The organism is Spirosoma radiotolerans (genome assembly GCF_000974425.1).
Taxonomy (GTDB): Bacteria; Bacteroidota; Bacteroidia; order Cytophagales; family Spirosomataceae; genus Spirosoma; species Spirosoma radiotolerans.
Genome location: NZ_CP010429.1, coordinates 575,001 through 594,518, shown reverse-complemented (window position 1 = coordinate 594,518; position 19,518 = coordinate 575,001). Strand labels below are relative to the sequence as shown.

The 19,518-nt window shown below is 50.5% G+C and carries 2 protein-coding genes; both read right to left on the bottom strand.

Features of this window, described 5'->3' with window-relative positions; all coding sequences use genetic code 11:
- Nucleotides 1-15 precede the first annotated feature (15 nt).
- Nucleotides 16-12,714: a hybrid non-ribosomal peptide synthetase/type I polyketide synthase gene (locus SD10_RS02300; RefSeq protein ID WP_046375502.1), complete on the bottom strand. Its 12,699-nt coding sequence runs from the start codon at nt 12,712-12,714 to the stop codon at nt 16-18.
- On the bottom strand, nt 12,711-19,079 hold the full coding sequence (locus SD10_RS02295; RefSeq protein WP_046375501.1) for a beta-ketoacyl synthase N-terminal-like domain-containing protein: 6,369 nt from the start codon (nt 19,077-19,079) through the stop codon (nt 12,711-12,713). Before SD10_RS02295 ends, SD10_RS02300 begins: the two co-directional genes overlap by 4 nt.
- Nucleotides 19,080-19,518: the final 439 nt, after the last annotated feature.

Below are 19,518 nucleotides of genomic sequence, written 5' to 3'. Positions count from 1 at the left end.
TTCTGATGCGTCCTCTTAGAGCATCCCGATGGAGGGAATGCTTTTGAGCTTAGTTAGCGCAGCGGCCTGCTTTTGCTTCGCATCCCGGTTAACAATTGGGGCCAGCAACTCATGAACAGGCAGGTTGTCGTTCGCGGTAATAGCCTGTAATAAAGACAGATACTGGCTACAGAGAGTCTTTATCGTAGCGGGTTTGAACAGATCGCTCCGGTACTCAATCTGTCCGGCCAACATAGTGCCTTCGCGAGTCAGGCGCATATCGATTTCATACTTAGCCCCCAGGCTCGGCAAACTGATGTTTGAAACCTGTAGCGGGGTATCACCACCGCTGAGCTGATTATTCAGGCGGGCGACACTGCTCTCAAAATCACTGTAAATAAAGCGCGTCTGAAATAAGGGCGTTTTCCCGGCTATACGTCCCACCTGAATTTCTCTCAGTAACCTGTCAAACGGCAACTCCGCATGAAACAGATCAGCGGTAAAATCGCGGCTGGTCTGGTTCAACTGTTGGGCAAACGTCTGTTGTGTGTCAACGCTGCACTTAACCGGCACTACATTGACCAGATAGCCGACCATACTTTGCAGATCCAGACTTGGCCTGCTGGCTACTGATGTGCCCACGATCATGTCCGGCTGTTTCGTAATCCCATGCAACAGCACGGCATAAGCCGTTAATAAGGTCGCATACAGGGTTGTATTCTGTTTTTTAGCAAGCGCTTCCAGTTGGTCGTTGAGTTCTTTACCGATCATGAACTCAAAAATGCTGGATGACGTGCCCGACGATAGTACGTTGAAATCGGCCGGCAGGGCCAGCACCGGATTAGTCGTCCCCAACCTGTTTTTCCAGTACACGACCAGTTGCTGTAAGGGTTCGCCGGTTAAGTGTGTGCGTTGCCATGCTGCATAATCTTTATGCTGAACAAGCAAAGGTTTGAAGGCATAGGTCTGCTCGGTAATCAGAGCCTGATAGGCCAGCAGCAGCTCTGAAATGATGATATCCATCGACCAGCCATCCGCTATGATGTGATGAATATTCATCAGAATGACGTATTCATGATCCGCTATTCTGAACAAATAACTAACAATGAGCGGGTCTTTTTCCAGATTAAAACACTGGTTTGCCAGTTCATTGATGGCCCGTATTGCTTCCAGATAAGGCGCTTCTCTACCCCGCAGATCCGTCAGGACTACTTTGCTTTCAGTCGCGGCCTGGATTTTCAGGCGGGGCTCATCATCGACCAGGACAATATTGGTCCTCAGGCTTTCATGTCGTCTGATAATTTTATCCAGCGCCACGCTGTAAGCCGCGTGGTTGATATCCCCTTTAATTAGGTAGGCACCGGCAATATTATAGGCGGCTGGCTGGGTATCAAACTGGATGGCAGTCCACATACTTTCCTGCGGGTACGATAACGCATAAGAGTCCTGTTGCGGGAGTGGTACAATCACCTGATGTGTCGATTGACCCGCAAGGTTTTCTAGTTGCTTTGCCATATCCGAAAGAACAGGATAGGTATAGAGCGCTTTCAAATCGAACAGAGGGGCCAGATTACTGTTGATTTTCGCCAACAGCCGCATCGCTTTCAGGCTATGTCCGCCTACGTCGAAAAAGTTATCGGTTAGTTGAAAGCCCTCTCTTTCCAGCACGTCTTTCCACAGAGAAACCAGCGCTCTTTCCGTAGGAGTTTGCTCGTTTTCCTGCGAACTACAGGTGTCGACACGTGTTTTTGTCGGCGCGGGTAGTGCCCGCAGATCGGCCTTGCCATTGGCGGTTAGCGGCACGTCGCTGATCTGTACCCAATAAGCCGGAACCATGTAATCGGGCATTCGGCTTTTCAGATACATCGCCAGCGCTTTCTCTTCGACAGGAACTGTTGCGGTATAATAGGCCACGAGTTCTTTGCTGCCATCCTCGCGGGTCAGGGCGGTAACAATGACCTTTTCTAATCCAGGATGCTGCAGTAAAACAGCTTCGATTTCACCAGCCTCGACGCGGAAGCCTTTTATCTTCATCTGAGAATCATTGCGCCCCATGAACGCCACTTCGCCGTTGTCGAGCCAGCGCCCTAAATCGCCCGTGCGGTATACTGTTTCGCCGGGTAACGCAGCGATGGATACAAACTTGCTGGCCGTAAGCTCAGGCTGATTCAAATACCCCAGCGCCAGACCATCACCCGCCAGGTAGATTTCTCCCTGTACACCAATGGGGCATAGCTTCTGATGTTTGTTGATGATGTATGCCCGGCTGTTGGCAATCGGCCTGCCCAGGGGTATATCCGTTGTGTAGTATTCGTTTATTGTATGGCAAATGGAGAACGTAGTGTTTTCGGTAGGGCCATATCCATTGATGATACGTAACTCCGGATAAGCCGTTTTAAGCAAGTTTACGTGCCGTGGCGACAGTTTGTCTCCGCCGATAAGCAAATTTTTAAGCCCCGAAAATAGCGCCAGATCCAGATCCACCAGTTGATTGAACCAGGACGCGGTAAACCACACAGTACTGATCTTATGCTGCAACAGGTTTCGCTTCAGAACGCTTATATCCATCAGCTCATCGAGGCTGGATACGTACACGCAGCCTCCGTTCAGCAGCATACCCCATAGTTCGAACGTGGTGGCATCAAACGATATAGCGCCGGTCAGCAGCAGTCTCTCCTCCTTCCGGAAGCTGATATAAGTAGTGTTTTTAACCAGCCGAACCACACTGCGCTGGGTAACCATCACGCCCTTGGGCTGCCCGGTTGACCCCGATGTATACATGACGTAGGCCACATCCTCGGGCTTACCAGTAAAGGCAGGATCTGAGTCGACATAGGCAACCAGTTCCGGCTCGAGTGAGGAGAAGTTAACGGCCGGGATGTCCAGCCATATACTGGCCCGATCAGCCGTCCATTCATTAAACAGCACGACTTTCAAGGATGTATCGCCAATGATGAATTGCAATCTGCTTTGCGGAAGAGTCTCATCCAGCGGTACATACACCGCCCCGCATTTCAGAATAGACAGAAAAGCCACAATCGTATCGGAGCTTCTGCCTGTGATCACCCCTACCCGATCGCCAGCCCGTATCTGATAAAAAGTAGCCAGATGATTCGCCAGCTGATTCGCTTTCTGATTCAGGCTTTCGTAGGTGAAACGGCAGTTGTTGAACACTACAGCCAGTGCACCGGGCGTTTGCCTGACCTGCTGTTCAAACAGCCGGGAAATCGTTTCCTGAGCGGGATAACTAGTCTGCGTATCGTTGAACTGATGGATAATCTGGTGTTTTTCCGGCTCCGTTACTATGTCGATTTCACGGATAGCCTGGTTTGATGCCGTTAAGATGGTCGTCAATATGTTGGCGTAGTGCTGCATCATCCGTTGCATGCGGGCTTCCGAATACAGATCGCTACTGTACTCAACTCCGATCAGCAGGCCGTTGCTGTTCTTGGTAAACTCGAACGAGAAATCGTACTTGCTCGTTGACGACGGCAGTGGATGCAGCTCAACTTCCGTGGCGTTTGATGCCCCACCGGCCGACGTATCCAAAGTCAAGGCACTCTTTTGCGTTCCGACCCATGATTCGTTATAGCTCACCATGACGTTAAACAGGGCTGTGTTTGTACGCTCTTGCTCCTGCGGTAGCCATTCAACAATATCTTCGGAGCTGTAAAGCTGATACTCAATCGCTTCGATTACATTCTGCTTTACCTGGGCCAGCACCTCGTCAATTGACTGACTAGCGGAGAACGTGGTGCGTATGGGCAACGTATTCACGTAGAAACCGACCTGCGCCTGCAAATCCGGGTGCTCGCGACCGGCCAGCGCAGTCCCCACAATAATGTCTTCCTGACCCGTATACTGATGCAGCAGCGCATTTACGGCCGTCAGCAGGGTCATAAACAACGTAGCATGCTGGTTCTGGCTATAGGCGGCCAATTGCTCTGTTACCTGTTTATCCAGTTGCAGGTAAATCGTTTTACCCTCGTACGTTCTTGTTCCCTGACGGGAGAAATCGGACGGCAGTTCAAGCACGGGCAGATCGCCACTTAACTTTTGTGTCCAGTAAATTTTGCTGGCGCTGGCCAGTTCATGAAAGCGCTGATAATGCCAATACGCAAAATCTTTGTACTGGATCGCCAGTTTGGGCAGGGTCGCTTCCTGTCCTTTCAGTTGGGCCATGTACAACGTCAGAATATCCGACAGAATCACGTTTACAGACCAGCCATCGGCTATGATGTGGTGCATATTGACGTACACCAGGTGTTCGGCAGTTGCAAGCCGGTAGACCTTCATTCGGATGAGCGGCCCGGCTGTAATATCGAATGAAGTGGTCACATCTGCCTGCATCAGTTGCTGGGCCCGCAGCAGCGGCTTGGCTAGTTGCGATACGTCTTCGGTGGTAAAATCTATGGCCAAAGCCTCAATAGGCTGCACAGTTTGGCGGGGTTCGCCCTGCAAAAAATGGAACGTGGTGCGCAGACTTTCATGCCTGTCAATCAACTCCGTGAAGGCTTTTTTCAGCGCTTCCTTTTCCAGTTTACCTACCACCTTGAAGGCCCCCGGCATGTTATATACGCTATGGTCAGCATGGATTTGCGAAAACATCCACAGTCGTTTCTGCGGGGCCGATAAGGGGTACGATGGTAGTTCGGGCGCCTTTGGCAACGACTCGACCCGCTCGTGTTTGTCAGCCTCGTTCAGATAGCGGGCAAGACTGCGTATGGTCGGTTGCTCAAAGAGCGTTTTGAACTCGATTTTCGTGTTTAAAACAGTCTGTATTTTAAAGATCAACTGGCTGGCTTTCAGCGAATGGCCACCTATTTCGAAAAAATTATCCGTAACACTAATGGCGTTTATCGCCAGAACTTCTTCCCACAATTCGAGCAAGGTCTGCTCTGTCTCAGAGCCTGCCGATACCATTTCCCTTGCCTTTCCGGCCGTAGCCAACGGCGCTGGCAATGCCTTACGGTCGATCTTTCCATTCCCACTCAAAGGCCATTCTTTTAGCTGGACCATAAAAGAAGGGACCATATAGCCCGGTAATGAGTTCTCCAGAAACCGTTTTAAGTCGCCAGTTTCAAGCGTATGTTCGGCCGTGTAATAAGCTGTCAGAAACTCCGTCTGCCCTACGGTTGACACGACCACGATTGCTTTCACAATCCCGGTATACTTTTCAAGCGTTTTTTCAATTTCGCCCAGTTCTATTCTGAAGCCTCTGAGCTTCACCTGGTAATCATTCCGTCCCCTGAACTCGATTGTTCCATCGCTCATCCACCGCCCCAAATCACCCGTACGGTACAGAATCGTGCCTGGTTCGAAGGGGTTGTCGATAAACTTGAGTTCGGTTAAGCCTGGGTTATTCAGATAGCCTGCCGCAACGCCATCGCCTGAAAGGCAAATCTCACCGATAACGTTGTGCGGCAGCAGATTGAGGTCTTCATCAACAATGTAAGCCTTTGAATTGGCGATTGGTTTCCCGATGGGGATGATGGTTTCGTCGCCCACAAGTCGGTAGTAGGTACTGTAGGTTGTATCTTCCGAAGGGCCATACAAATTTCGAACTTCGATCCGCTGGCAGTCCAGGCTTTTAACGATGCGTTCGGGCAGAGGCTCACCCGCCAGATTGATTACCGTAACCGTGGTAAGGTCTACCTTTTCTTTCTGTAAGTTTTCAATCACCGACGGAACGGTATTCAGTAACACCTTATGATCCTGGCCGACATACTTTTTTATATCCAGCGCCGATGACAGTATCCGGACACGTTTACCGGTCGTTAAGGTGAATAACAACTCGAAAACGGACAGGTCAAAGCATACAGAAGACGTAGCGTATACTACCTCATAATCAGACGTTTTAAATTCCTCCTGGGCCCAGTGAAAGAACGCAGCTGTATTAAGATGACGGATCATCACCCCTTTGGGCTTGCCGGTCGAACCGGAGGTATAGATGAGATAAGCGACATCGGCGGGTTGATTGATAATCGCCGGATTTTCAGTTGAACATTGATTAAGGGCATTCACTTGCTCATCCATCGACATGATAGCCGATGGGCAATCAGCAGAAATAAGCGAGGCCAGCCTGCTGTCGGTAATGATAACAGCGGCATTACTGTCTTTACAGATGAAGTCGATACGTTCAGTCGGGTACCTTGGATCAATCGGAACGTAAGCCGCCCCTGATTTCAGCACCGCCAACATAGCAATCAGCAAGTCGGAGGAGCGATTTAACAGAATGCCACCAAAGCTACCGGGCCCTACTCCGTGCTGTGTTCTGAGGTACCAGGCCAATTGGTTGGCCTTCTGGTTTACGTCTTCATACGATAAGGTTTTCTCTCCATCCATTACGGCCACCGCGTGGGGAGTTCGTTGCACCTGCTTTTCAATAAATTCCTGAATAACAAGGCCTTTTTCGTAATGACGCACGGTATCGTTGTATCCGTTCAACAGCAGGTCTTTCTCCGCCGAAGGCAGGTAGTCCAGCTGGCGGATTGGCAAAGTAGCCTCCGCACATAAGTTCACCAGGATTTGTTCGTAATACGTGCAGAACCGCTTTACTGACCTGTCGACGAAAAGATCAGCATTATAATCACAATCGAGCCTATAGGCACCGTCACTCTCGGTTATGTCCCAAAGCAGTTCGTAAGGCGTGTACCCAATTTTCTTATCGATAACACTGGTTTCCAGCCCTTCTAGTTCAGGCAACACCAGGTTGCCGGGGTTTACATTGAAAAGCGTGCTCACGATCGGCGTGCTGGCGGCATCCCCCTGCCGCTGTAAGCTATTCAATAGATCAGTCAGCGTGAAGGCGCTATTGTCAAAAGCCTGCAACAATATGTTCCGTACGTAACGTAAGAAGGCTTCGATCGTTTGTGACTTATCAATCTGTAAGCGTATCGGCAGAACCTGGGCATAGTAACCAATCGACGTCGCTTCCTCTTCCAGATTCCTACCGGCTACCGGTATACCAATTACTAAATCGCTCTGACCGGTAAGCTTGTGCAAAAGCAAGGCGTATCCACCAAACAGCATCATGAACGGAGTTAGGCCATGTCGCTTCGCGACTCTTTTTATCATATCGGTCAGCTTAGGCTGCAACGTCGCCTGGCTACTGTCGCCACAGTAGGTCTTCATCGCCGGACGCGACTTATCCAGAGGCAGTTCCAAAGCTGCTAACGGCTTAGCATATACGTCTAACCAATAACGGGTTGGTGTGTCATCTGAAACAGCGGGAAGGGATGTCAGCCAGTTGCTGAACTGGGCAACAGGGACGACTTCCAGAGCCTCGTTGTTTACCAGTTTAGAGTAAAAATCGCCAAGCTCAGCAGACAGCACCCCCGCCGACCAGCCATCGTATACGCTATGATGAGCAACGAACGTAAACAGATGTTCGTCATCACTTATTTCCAGGAGCGCAGCCCGAAAGAGCGGACCCTCTACAAAATCGAAGAAAGGGCTATTGCTCGTTTTTTGCCAATTCTCTATGGCTGTTTCGGCGTTATCGGCCTGCGTGATTCGGCTAACATGGATGTCAACGGGAACTGTATTGTGGATAATCTGCTGGGTCCCATCCGCACTAAACGTAGTCCGCAAGGAATCGTGCCGTTTAACAATACATTGTAGCGCCTGCAAAAGATGTTGCTGATCAAGCCGACCTTTTAACCGAATGGTAATCGGAACGTTATACGCAGCCCCTCCCTCTCTGCTCAAATGAGCAAGTACCCACAAATGCTTTTGAGCAGCCGTTACCGGCAAAATGCGTGCATCGGCCAACACTGCTTCCGACGACGCTGAGCCGTTCGTTTTCTGCGTCTGCAAATGCCCTTCCTGCTGCGCCACCGCATGGCCATTGACCTTCACCACCCCATTGATTGGGTAGCCTTGCGGCCGTTTCGTTGCCTCGGGGAAGAAACCCCCAGCAATCATGTCGTTGATCACTTCTTTGACTTTGGCAACAATAACCGTAACGTCGTTTTCCGTGTGAGCTACCGACAGAAAGTTGATTCGTCTCTCCCAGGTATACACGCCCTTGGCTATCAGCGAGAAGAAGAAGATATCTAACTCGATAGGCTGCAATAGCGGGTTGTATTTACCGAATGGTTCAAACCTGAACAATGAGCCGAAATGTACCACGCGGATCGCTATGTTCATGCGCTCAAAAAACTCGTTTATCTCCTGAGCCAGCCGGTTGGTCCGGTTGTTCACCTGATCGTGGAGCGCCTGGCCTTCGGTTTTGAGCTTTAGGAGCACGGCCTTTGCCGCAGCCAGCGCCAGAGGATGTTTGCAGAATGTTCCTCCGAACAGCGTCATCTGCGTTTCGGGATAGGAGGCATCCCCAAACTGCCACCAGCCGCCATCCACGGCATTTAAGTATTTTGACCGGGCGGCAATAATCCCGATGGGCATGCCACCGCCAACAATTTTACCGTACGTCGTGATGTCGGCTTTAATGCCCAGCATGGCCTGTACACCACCCGTATGACTTCTGAAGCCAGTTATGATTTCGTCTAAAATAAACGTAATGCCATACTGCTCAGTAATCTCGCGAACCTTCAGCAAAAACTCCCTCGGGAAATGGCCAGGCCTGCGGCTTTGCACGGGCTCAACCAGCACGGCCGCCAGTTCGCCTGCATGATCGATTATATACTTCAACGACTCCTCACTGCCGTAATTTAACGGGATCACATCCTCAATCATACCAGGCGTAGTGCCCGGCGCGGCTGGTTTGCTGTATATCAATCCGCCATCCTGCACCGCTTCTGCCAGATAGCCATCGAACGTTCCGTGATAGAACCCTTTAAAAATGACTACCTTTTGCTTCTGCGTGACCGTACGGGCAATACGAAGGGCGTTCATGACCGCATCGGTACCCGTATTGGAAAAGGCAATGCGTTCAAACCCCGTCAACTCACTGATGAGCGTAGCAACTTCGCCGGCAAGGTCCGACTGGACGGCCAGTTCGAAGCCTTCTTCCAACTGGCGGGATACGGCCTTCTTAACGAATTCAGGGCTATTTCCAAAGAAATTGACGCCAAACCCGATCGCCAGATCAATGTATTCGTTTCCGTTCAAATCCCAGAATCGGGAACCCGCCGAACGCACGGAGACGATCTGATAGATCATTTCTTTGATCGACAATCGGAAACCCAGCGAGTTGATCCAATCGGCAAGAACGGGGCGGTATTGTTGGGCGTACGTTTTCGATTCAGACGTTTTTGCGTTGTATCGTACAATCAGTTCGTCGAGGTAGCGCTGCTGAGCAGGTGTTAACTCCCGGTCTTCCTGCAAACGGATCGCATTGAATTTACTCGTTGATTCAGCAGCACTGATTTGACTGGAGTTACCTTTTGTCCGCTCAGGCTGAGCTTGTTGCACAACCGTGTGCTCCCTTACTACGGGCGCTGGACTGTTCTGCGGGGCTTGCGCCGGAACCTGGTTGAGCATCTGTAATTGAGCCGCCATGGTTTGCTGCAAAACATCGAGTTGCTTCATCAATACCCCTTGCACGCTGTGCTCTACCGGCCCTTCTGAAACGCGATGCCCATTGAGCTGGTCAGTTGCCGGAGACGTCGTGTGACTCACCGCTGTATAGTCGGCTGATAAAGCTGGGCTGGTCGGTTGGCTAACCGAATTGGCGGGTTGTTTAGCAGGCTGGCGGGCAGCTACGTAGTCACTTAAGCTGTCCAGCGTAGATAATTCCTGAAACAATTGGCTTATCTTCAGCTGGACATTAAACGTAGTCTCAATCTTTTTGAGGGCTTCAACCAGCACAATGGAGTCGGCGCCCATATCCAGAAATGGCATGTGGATATCGAGCGATTCCGGTTTTTCATGAAGAATCTCACCTAAAATTGTTTTAAGAGTCTCCAGACTTCCAGCTTTTGATTCAGCCATTGTGGAAAGTTCTGAATGTGAGTGAGTAGATGTTCCCTGCATAGGTTTGGAGATTTGATCATCGCGTCTGTCTGAAAAACTTTGGGTAAGGATCGAATTGCCTTCGTTTTGCGTACTGGGTTTGTTAAACCAATGTCTTTCCGGTTGAAAAGGATAGGCGGGCAGCGGGACTTTGCGCAGTTGAAAAGGTTCGTAGAGCGCCTGCCAGTTCAGGTCGATCCCGTTCAGATAAAGCTGCCTTACGCTATCCAGTACACACGTCCAGTCCGGTTTCTTTGGATGCAGACCGTACAGCCATAGCTTATCCTCGCCCGTTACGTAGTTGCGAACCATGGCCGTCAGGTTTGGCGTAGGGCCGATCTCAAGATGAATCTTCGTCTGATCCTGCAGGAGGGTCTGTATGCCTCCATAAAAGTTCACCGGCTCCAGTAGGTGTCTGCACCAGTACGCTGCCGTTGAGATGTCTGAATCGGCAACGTTGCCTGTAAGGTTGGAGATGATCTTAATCTGGGGCCGGTTATACGTTATCGTACTGGCAACGGCTCTGAACTGATCCAGTATGGGCAACAACAACGGTGAGTGAAACGCATGAGACACGACCAGCCGGCTGGTACGCACGCCCTTGGTTGAAAACGTTTTGGCAATCTGCTCCACTACGTCTTCATACCCCGATATTACGGTTAGCTCAGGTCCATTTATGGCCGCTATCGCTATTTTATCGCCATAGGGCGCTATGACCGCACGGACTTCCTCTACGGCAGTAAACAGGGCAGCCATGCCACCGCCAGCGGGCAGGCTCTGCATTAGGCGTCCGCGTTCCGTAATCAGACGCATGCCCTCTTCCAGACTGAACACGCCCGCAAGACAAGCGGCCGTATATTCCCCTACACTATGCCCAATCAGTACAGATGGCTTAATTCCCCAGCTTTTCCATAATTCAGCCAGTGCGTATTCTACCGAAAACAATGCAGGCTGGGTATATTGGGTCTGGTTGATCTTTTCCTGAAGTTCTGGTTTGTACAACAGATCAATCAGCGATTCGCCCTGTAGCTTTGCAAAAAGCGCAGCGCAGTGCTCAAGTGTTTTCCTGAAAACGGGTTGTGTTTCGTACAGCTCCTTTCCCATCTGGGCATATTGCGAGCCCTGACCCGTGCATAAAAAAGCTATTTTTTGCGGTGTCCCCTTTACTACCCGAGCCGTACGTTGCTCAAGCAGCGCTTTATTACCAAGTGCCTCGCTAAGTTCCTGCCGGTTTGCAGCCGTGATTGCCAAACGGCTTTCAAAATGATTTCGAGCGGTATTAGCCGTATAACACAGGTTACTGATGGCATCATCGGCCGTATTACTGACCAGCGTTGCATACTGCTGTACCAGTTTATCCAGCGTCTCAGGGTTTTTGGCTGAAATCGTTAACAGGTTTATTCCCGAATTGATGCGCTGTTCGGCAGGTTCCTGTACAGAAGGTTCCTCAATAATCAGGTGCGCATTTGTACCGCTGAAACCAAAACTGCTAACCCCTGCAATCCGTTTTTTATCGAGGGGTGTATCCCAGACCTGATTGGCGCGGGGCACCATCACCGATAAACTATCCCAGGCTATTCTTGAATTAGGTGTATTGAAATGGATAGGAGCCGGAATCAACCGATGTTTCATCGACAGCACTGTTTTAATGACACCTGCTACGCCCGCGCAGGCCTCCAGATGCCCCGTATTAGTTTTCAGGGCGCCCAGCAGCAAGGGTTGGCTGGCATCGCGGCCCTTTCCATAAACAGTGCTCAACGCATGTACTTCAATGGGGTCGCCAAGCGGGGTACCGGTGCCGTGTGTTTCCACTAAACGCACATCCGCCGGATTGATACGGGCCGAGGAAAGCGCTCTTTCAATTAACTGCTCCTGTGCTTTACCGTTGGGTACTGTTAAGCCTCCGCTGGCGCCATCCTGATTAACGGCCGAACCTTTTATCACTCCCCAGATGCAATCTTTATCGTTTATTGCATCCGACAGTTTCTTCAGGACAATTACCGCACAGCCCTCTCCGCGTACGATTCCGTTGGCCCGATCGTCAAACGTTTTACATCGGCCATCCGGCGAAAGCATGTTCATCCGCGACATACCTACACTGGTTACCGGCGATAGCAGGAGGCTGACGCCACCCGCCAGCGCCTGCGTGCAATCGCCATTACGTAAACTCAGGCAAGCCTGGTGAATAGCGACCAGCGACGAAGAACAAGCCGTATCAATCACCATGCTGGGCCCGTTGAAACCAAAGGAATAGGAGATGCGGCCAGCGGCAACATTGAGGGCATTGCCGGTATTGAAATAGGCATCTACCTGCTTCGACTGGCCTGTCTCAATGATCTGGTGTGAGTAATCGTTGGTAGTCATACCAATAAAAACCCCCGTATCACTTCCATTAAGTGCTTCCGGCGCAATGGCCGCGTTTTCCAGGGCTTTCCAGCTCACCTCTAAAAGTAACCGTTGCTGAGGGTCAAGGCTTTCGGCTTCCCGGGCCGAAATATTGAAAAAGCGAGCGTCGAACTTGTCTACATCTGCCAGAAACCCGCCGTATTTTGAATATATCTTTCCGCCACTGGCTGGGTCAGCGTCAAAATACTCGGCCAGATTCCATCGGTCTGCCGGTACTTCGGAGATCCCGTCAAAGCCCTCTTTGATCAGGTTCCAAAATGTTTCGGGATCGTTGGCACCGCCCGGAAAGCGGCACCCCATGCCAATGATAGCAATCGGCTCATTGGCTTTCTCTTCGGCTGCCTGAAGCTTAGCTTCCATGCTCCGGATAGCTAAAATCGCCTTGCGAACAAGCTCGGGATTCGTTGCGCTCATAAAAATCTGTTGATTTGTTCGTTGAGAATTAACTCCAGTTCCGTTTCAGTAAGCGTCTCCAGGTCATCGGTTTGCCGACGTTGGTGATCAACCCGATAATGATCCGTCTGCACAGCTTCCACAACGGCGGGCTCTTGGTCGAAGTAAGCCGCCAGCGGTTCGCTCATCAGGTAATTCGCCATCCGATGGATCGTGGGATAGTTGAACGCGACCGTCTGCTTTAACTTGACCTGGAATTCTTTTTCGAGACTTTCTTTCAGGCTTAGCGCCATGATTGAATCCAGGCCCAGGTCAAACAACCCAATATCCAGAGGTACACGCTGCCCGGTTCGGTAGCCTAATACGTCGGCTACTTTGTCATTCAGAAGTTCCAGCAGGTACGTATGTCTGTCGGCTGGATACAGGGCTTCCAGTTTTTTTAACGACTCCGAGGCCATTTGTCCGCCTTCGTCTCTGTGCTTAGGCTCAGGCACTTTTGCCATCATGAGGACTGGACTCACCGCGTGCATTCGGTAAACAGCGTCGAATTTATCCCAGTCAATTCTGGCTAGTACAGCCTGTGACTCCGCCGACGCAATGAGCTTACTTATCACGGGGAATATGGCCTCAGCATCCATAGCCTGAATGCCAACCTTCTCGAACATGGTGGTACTGTCGCCAGCCATGCCCCCACCGGCAATTGGCCCAAGATTAACGGTTAAGCCCGGCAATCCCAATGCTTTTCGATGTATGGACAACCCATCCAGAAACTGATTGGCCGCAGCGTATAAAGCCTGGTTTTTCCCACCCCAAATGGCCGTAATGGAGGAAAGGCAGATAAAAAAGTGCAGATCTGCATCTTTTGTTACCTGATGCAAATTCCAGCCACCAACAATCTTGGGTTGCAGAATTCGGCTTATAGCCTGTGGATCAATGGTTTCAATAGACCGATATTCGCTGTCCCCGGCTGTGTGTACTACGCCTTTCAGGAGCAATCCATCCAGCTTAACGGATGCGATGAACTCACGTAGCTGATCGTGGCTGGCGATGTCCAGCGTTACTACTTTTACGTCGATCCCTCCCTGTCTGAATGCTTTTACCTGCTTCAGGGCAGCAAGCCCCTGGAAATCCTCGGGCAGGGTTGCCCACGTTGCCTCGGGTGGTATGTTTTTGCGGGTGGTCAGCACGATATGCTGTGCTCCGTGGGCAACCATCCATTGCAGGAACTTGATACCCAGAAAACCAAGTCCTCCGGTAATGACATACAGACCGGTACGATCTAATGTCAAGGGTGACTCCGAAAGGGGTGACGCTTTTTTCAGCCGATACACCCGTCGGTTTTCATCGTCAAACCAGACACTATCTTCACTTTGCTGGCTTACCAACTCGCTAACGATCCTGTCAACAACCGCCGGGCCATGCTGACTATCCATGGTAATGATGCCACCCTTTAGTTGCGGATATTCCAGCCAGGCCGATTTAGCAAAACCCCAGTAAGGCGACTCAGAAACGCTGTCATCAACCGAAGAAACAGGCTGGGTAACCACCCAAAAAGGAGTATGGTCGGTACAAGGCAGGTGGCCTACTACCCGTATTATGTTCAGGAATTGGGCATAAGCCGGAAAAGCCGTTTCAGAATGGCGGGCATTCGTATCGGCATCGGCAGCCCAGAGATAAATAAAGCCGTTCGGTTGCTGGTGGATTACGCCGTCCTGCAGAAGAACCTGTAATGCGTCGGGGTTCTGACCATCGAGCTGATACGTAGACTCATCAATTTTAAAGGTGCAGTTACCGTTGAACACCTTTATGGTTTTGTGGCCATTCTGTTCAAATTTTCTGGCTAACTCCGTTCCTACTCCCTTTTTATCCGCAAAAATGAGCCACGTTCGTTTAGAGGGGTTGGCCGGCGATTGCAGAGGTTCGCTGACCCACTGTGGTAGATAGACATGCTCATCCAGCGAATCCTTGATACCAACCTGCCCATCATCCGCAACGGGCAGGTCTGAATGAAGCCACTCGATGCGCTTTTTTAGGTCTACCCAATAGGGCTTGCGCTCGAATGGATAGCCGGGCAAACGCACGTTTCTTCCCCCGACATTTTCAAACAAGGCAGGCCAGTTTATAGTGGCTCCTTTCTGATACAAACGGGTCAGTAACGCAACGACCAGATTCCGGTCAGGCTCATTCACTACATGACTCGTCTCATCAACTGCCGCCGAATTGGTAGTCGCGCTAGTTTTTATTCGGGCTATGTCAATATTGATTTCATTCGGTTGCGCATGGTCTTCTACAGCGACCACAGATGCAGCGTTAAGCAGACGCTCTGCCCAGTAAGCTTTGGTTAAACCATCGGCGTTGAGGGCATCCGCTGTTCCGGCTGCTTTCATAGTCAGCTGAGGCTGGTTTAACGTAATCGTCTCTAAGGCAGTAGCCAACGCTTGTTTATTCCCATCGGCGAGCTGGCCCATGGCCGTGGCCAGGTAGTAGCCTTCTTTTACCGAGATGACCTGGGCGGTACAGGCGGCCAGGATTTCACCCAGGCCAATCCCACTCACCGAATTCGGGCTTATACCCAAATCACACAGGTAAGTCATTAGTGCATACGCTTTTGAAAAAGCCGATTGCCACACGTGCTCACTACTTGAATTTCCTTCGCCCGTCAGTATAGCCGCAACGGGTACGCCAAGCGTTTGACTACAGCGACCCACCACGCTGCGAAAAGAGGGTAGCTCTTCGTATATGTCGGTTAGGTTCAGTTTAGCGAACGTGGGGCAGTCGGAGAAGAAAAAAGCAATCGGAGCGTCAGGAGAAACGGGTGTTATGTTCAGATGGCGAAGCTGTTCGATGGCTTCTTCTTTTCCTGATGCGATGAAACTGGCCCGGTATGAAAAATGAGTTCGGTTGCAGGCCAGCGTATGACAGACATCGCTGAACGATAAAGAAGTCGTCCGAAGAAACTCACCGTATTGCAGCACCTTTGCCCGCAGGGCCGTATCGGTCTTAGCGGACAGTAAAAATGGATAGTTACGCAGAGGCTCACTCGCAGGGTTTGCGGGCGTATAAGAATCGGCCTCTTCCAGAATTATATGCGCGTTGGTGCCCCCAAAGCCAAAGGAGCTTACACCCGCTTTGCGGGTTTCACCTTCCGTAAGCCAGGGAATGGGTTTGTCGGCTACTCGTAAGAACGACGCTACGTCATAATTCAGGTAGGTATTGGCCATCTCAAAATTGAGATGCTTCGGAATCTGTTTCTTCGTAAGCGCCAGTACGGTTTTGATCACCCCAGCCATGCCTGCTGCCGACTCCAGATGACCGATGTTTGTTTTCACGGATCCTATCCAGCACGGTTTATGGGCAGATCGCCCTTCGCTGAGCGCTTCTTTCAGTGCCTGATACTCTACCGGATCGCCAAGCGGAGTACCGGTGCCATGCGTTTCTACATAGGAAATTTCGGATGCCTCTACCTTAGCAACTTGTAACGCTTTCTGGATTACACGCCGTTGCGACAGCCCATTTGGGGCAGTTAGCCCGTTACTTTTACCATCCTGATTGACCGCCGATCCTCGTATAACCGCCTGAATTCTATCCCCATCCTTAACGGCATCCGAAAGTCGTTTAAGAATAACAACGCCACACCCTTCGCCCCGGCTGTAGCCATCGGCCCCGTTATCGAATGTTTTGCAAATACCATCTGTGGACAGCATGTTCGCCTGCGAGAAGACAACATTGAGCGCCGGGCTTATGATCAGGTTCACCCCGCCAACGATGGCCATGCTGCATTCATTTAGTCGTAAATGCTGGCCGGCCTGGTGCAGGGCTACCAGAGATGATGAACAAGCCGTATCAATCGCTATGCTCGGACCGGTTAAATTGAATACGTACGAAACCCGGTTGGCCACAATACTCAGGGCATTTCCAGTACCCGAATACGCGTTCAATGCGGCCAGGTCATTCATGGTAAAACCGGCATAATCCGAATGGCTAACGCCGATAAACACCCCGAAATCACGACCGGACAATTCGTTTTCGGGCACACCGGCATCTTCCAGCGCCTGCCAGGTGGTTTCTAACAGAATCCGCTGCTGGGGGTCCATAGCGCAGGCTTCTTTAGGGGAAATGCCGAAGAAGCTGGCATCAAACCGATCAATTCCGTCAAGGTAGTTGCCCCGGGTGATCGTTTTATTTTTATGTGGCTGGGTCAGCCTTTCCACGGCTACCGCATTCCATCGCGTTACGTCGGCTTCCGAAGCGGTGTTTCGGCCACCCTCCAGTAAGGTCCAGAAGTCGTCTATAGTGTCGGCGCCCGGAAAACGGCAAGCCATTCCTACAATAGCCAGGGGCTCGTGCACATACCCTTCAGCTAAGCTGCTGCCGGTCAGTTCGGAATGACTCTGGCTAGTCAGGTGTTTCGAGAGCTGATCAATAGTCGGGTAGTTCCACGCACTTGTGCGATCAACCACAAGTCCATGCTCAGCTTCAAGGCTTTGGGCCATTTCAACGGCAATCAGCGAGGTGACGCCCTGCTCGGCAAACGACTGATATACGTTTATTTCCTGAATACCAACCTCCAATCGTTTGGCAAGCCACTCGGTGAGCCATTGGGCGATACGCTTTGCCGAAATAGCCTCCGTAGCCAGCGGTTTGCCAGCCGTGGAGGGCATAGGTGATCGGGCCTGCTCATCCAGCAATGCCAGGTTTTTTAGTTCACTATCGAACGTTCCTGCCATAAATTCATCGGCCAGTGCCACCCGTTTGATTTTACCGCTTGTAGTTTTCGGAACTTTTTTGATGGGCACGACATACTTCACCTCAATCCCGGTTTGTGAAGCGATATGTCTTTTGAGCTTTTTGGCCAGTGAATAGAACTCGTTACCGTTCTTTTTGAATAGCACGAACAAGGCCAGGCTATCCGTTCCGGTGACCGCATCCGGAATCCCGCAGGCAACTACTTTACCGGCGTCGATACCTTCAATCTGCTGAGCGATGCGCTCGATATCATGCGGATAAATGTTTTGACCAGCGACGACGATTAGCTCTTTCATCCGGCCAGTTACATATAAATCCCCCTTGTAAATGAAGCCTAAATCGTCTGTGTTTAACCAGTTGTCCTGACCGATTACTTTTTGTGAAGTTTCAGGATTACGATAATAGCCCCGGGTTACGTTATCGCCTTTGATGTGTATATACCCTACCTGGCCGTCTTCAAGGTTCTCTCCCTGGCTGTTTCGAATAGCAAGCTCACAATAAGGGACTGGTTTGCCGCAGTTTATTAGTTCGCAACTATCGGTATGGCCAGGTTCTGTCAGCCTAATTCTGTCACTGGGACCCAGGCACTTCTGAGAGACAAAAAGAGTGGAAAGCGGCTTTTCAGGTGTGGGGAACGTGACCGCTAACGAAGCCTCCGCCAAACCATACACCGCAAACATGACATGCCCGGATAAGCCATAGGGAGTCAGCGCTTTGGTAAAATTTCGGCATACATCAGCCCTGATTGGCTCTGCCCCATTGAATATTAATCGCAGCGACGACAGATCGAAATCGTACTGAGTTGCGGCATTAAACTGATTTAAAAAATGCTGATATCCATAATTCGGCGAAGACGTAACAGTACTACGATGTTCGGAAGCTTTACGCATCCAGAGTACTGGGTACCTGACGAATAAATCCGTCGGCATCAGAAATGCCTGTATTTGAATTGCCAGCGGAACCAGATGGAAGCCAATTAACCCCATATCGTGCGTCAGCGGCATCCAGCTAAGCGCCCTGTCGGTTGGCTTAAGGGCAGCCCCTTCCACAATAGCGGCAATATTTGTCAGGAGATTCTTATGACTGAGTACCACCCCCTTAGGAGATCCGGTGGAACCAGATGAAAACTGTATAAACGCAGTATCATCCTCCTGTGCTTCATACAGTTCACCTGCTACTTCCTGGTTTCTGGTATCCTGATAGACCAATACATGAACACAAAGGCCATGCTCAATCAGTACTTTATCTACTTTATGACGGAGCGATTGAGACGTGAGAATGAACGGATGGGTGAGAATAGAACAGACCCTTGCCAGCTTGGCTTCACTTTCCGCGTGCTGCCCGGGTGGTAGCGGTATAGCCGTAAAGCCCCCCAGCAAACAGGCCCAAAATGAGATCAAAAACGCTTTGTTATCATCCACCTGAAAGATGATTTCATCCTTCGGCTTTACACCACTAAGCTGTAAATAATGAAGCATTGACAGGGCCTGTGTAAGCAATTCGCTATAAGCCATTGTTGCCTCGTTCTCAGCCCCCGAAATAAATACAATGCCCTTGTCATTTTCATTTTTCAAAGACAATAGCAGCCCTGACAGGGTGTTCGTCAAGTTCACCCCATCGATACTTCTGGTAAACGCCATAGTAACGATTTATGTAAGTACGTGTGAGTTGGTCAGCGCGACGGTTGAACTAGCGGTGTAGTATGTTGAGTTGCGAAAAAAGATTTACAAACGCCTGACTGAAAGACGAATATGACGGAGCGTGTTACGTATAAAATGAACTGGCACATCTGTCTTTTGGCGGCCTTTGTATGACAAATGTCCCCTATACGACATCGTTTCTCAATAACACCCGGTTTTACTTTATTACGGTTCGTTATACTTTATTCAACCAGATAAACTGTACGTCTTCAGGCTTTTGCTTTTTACAGTTGCTTACAGAATAAACAGGATCGACAGTAGTCCGTAGAACAGGCTCTACTGTATTATTGATATGGCATGGACAGTCGTCCAGAGCAATTAAACAGGAAGTGAATTTCGAGGGAGCAAATGTGGACTTGACTGCGGAGATCTGAAAGAG

Coding starts and splice junctions, on each gene's coding strand:
- SD10_RS02300 (WP_046375502.1), bottom strand. CDS start 12,714: ATGAGCGCAACGAATCCCGAGCTTGTTCGCAAGGCGATTTTAGCTATC.
- SD10_RS02295 (WP_046375501.1), bottom strand. CDS start 19,079: ATGGCGTTTACCAGAAGTATCGATGGGGTGAACTTGACGAACACCCTG.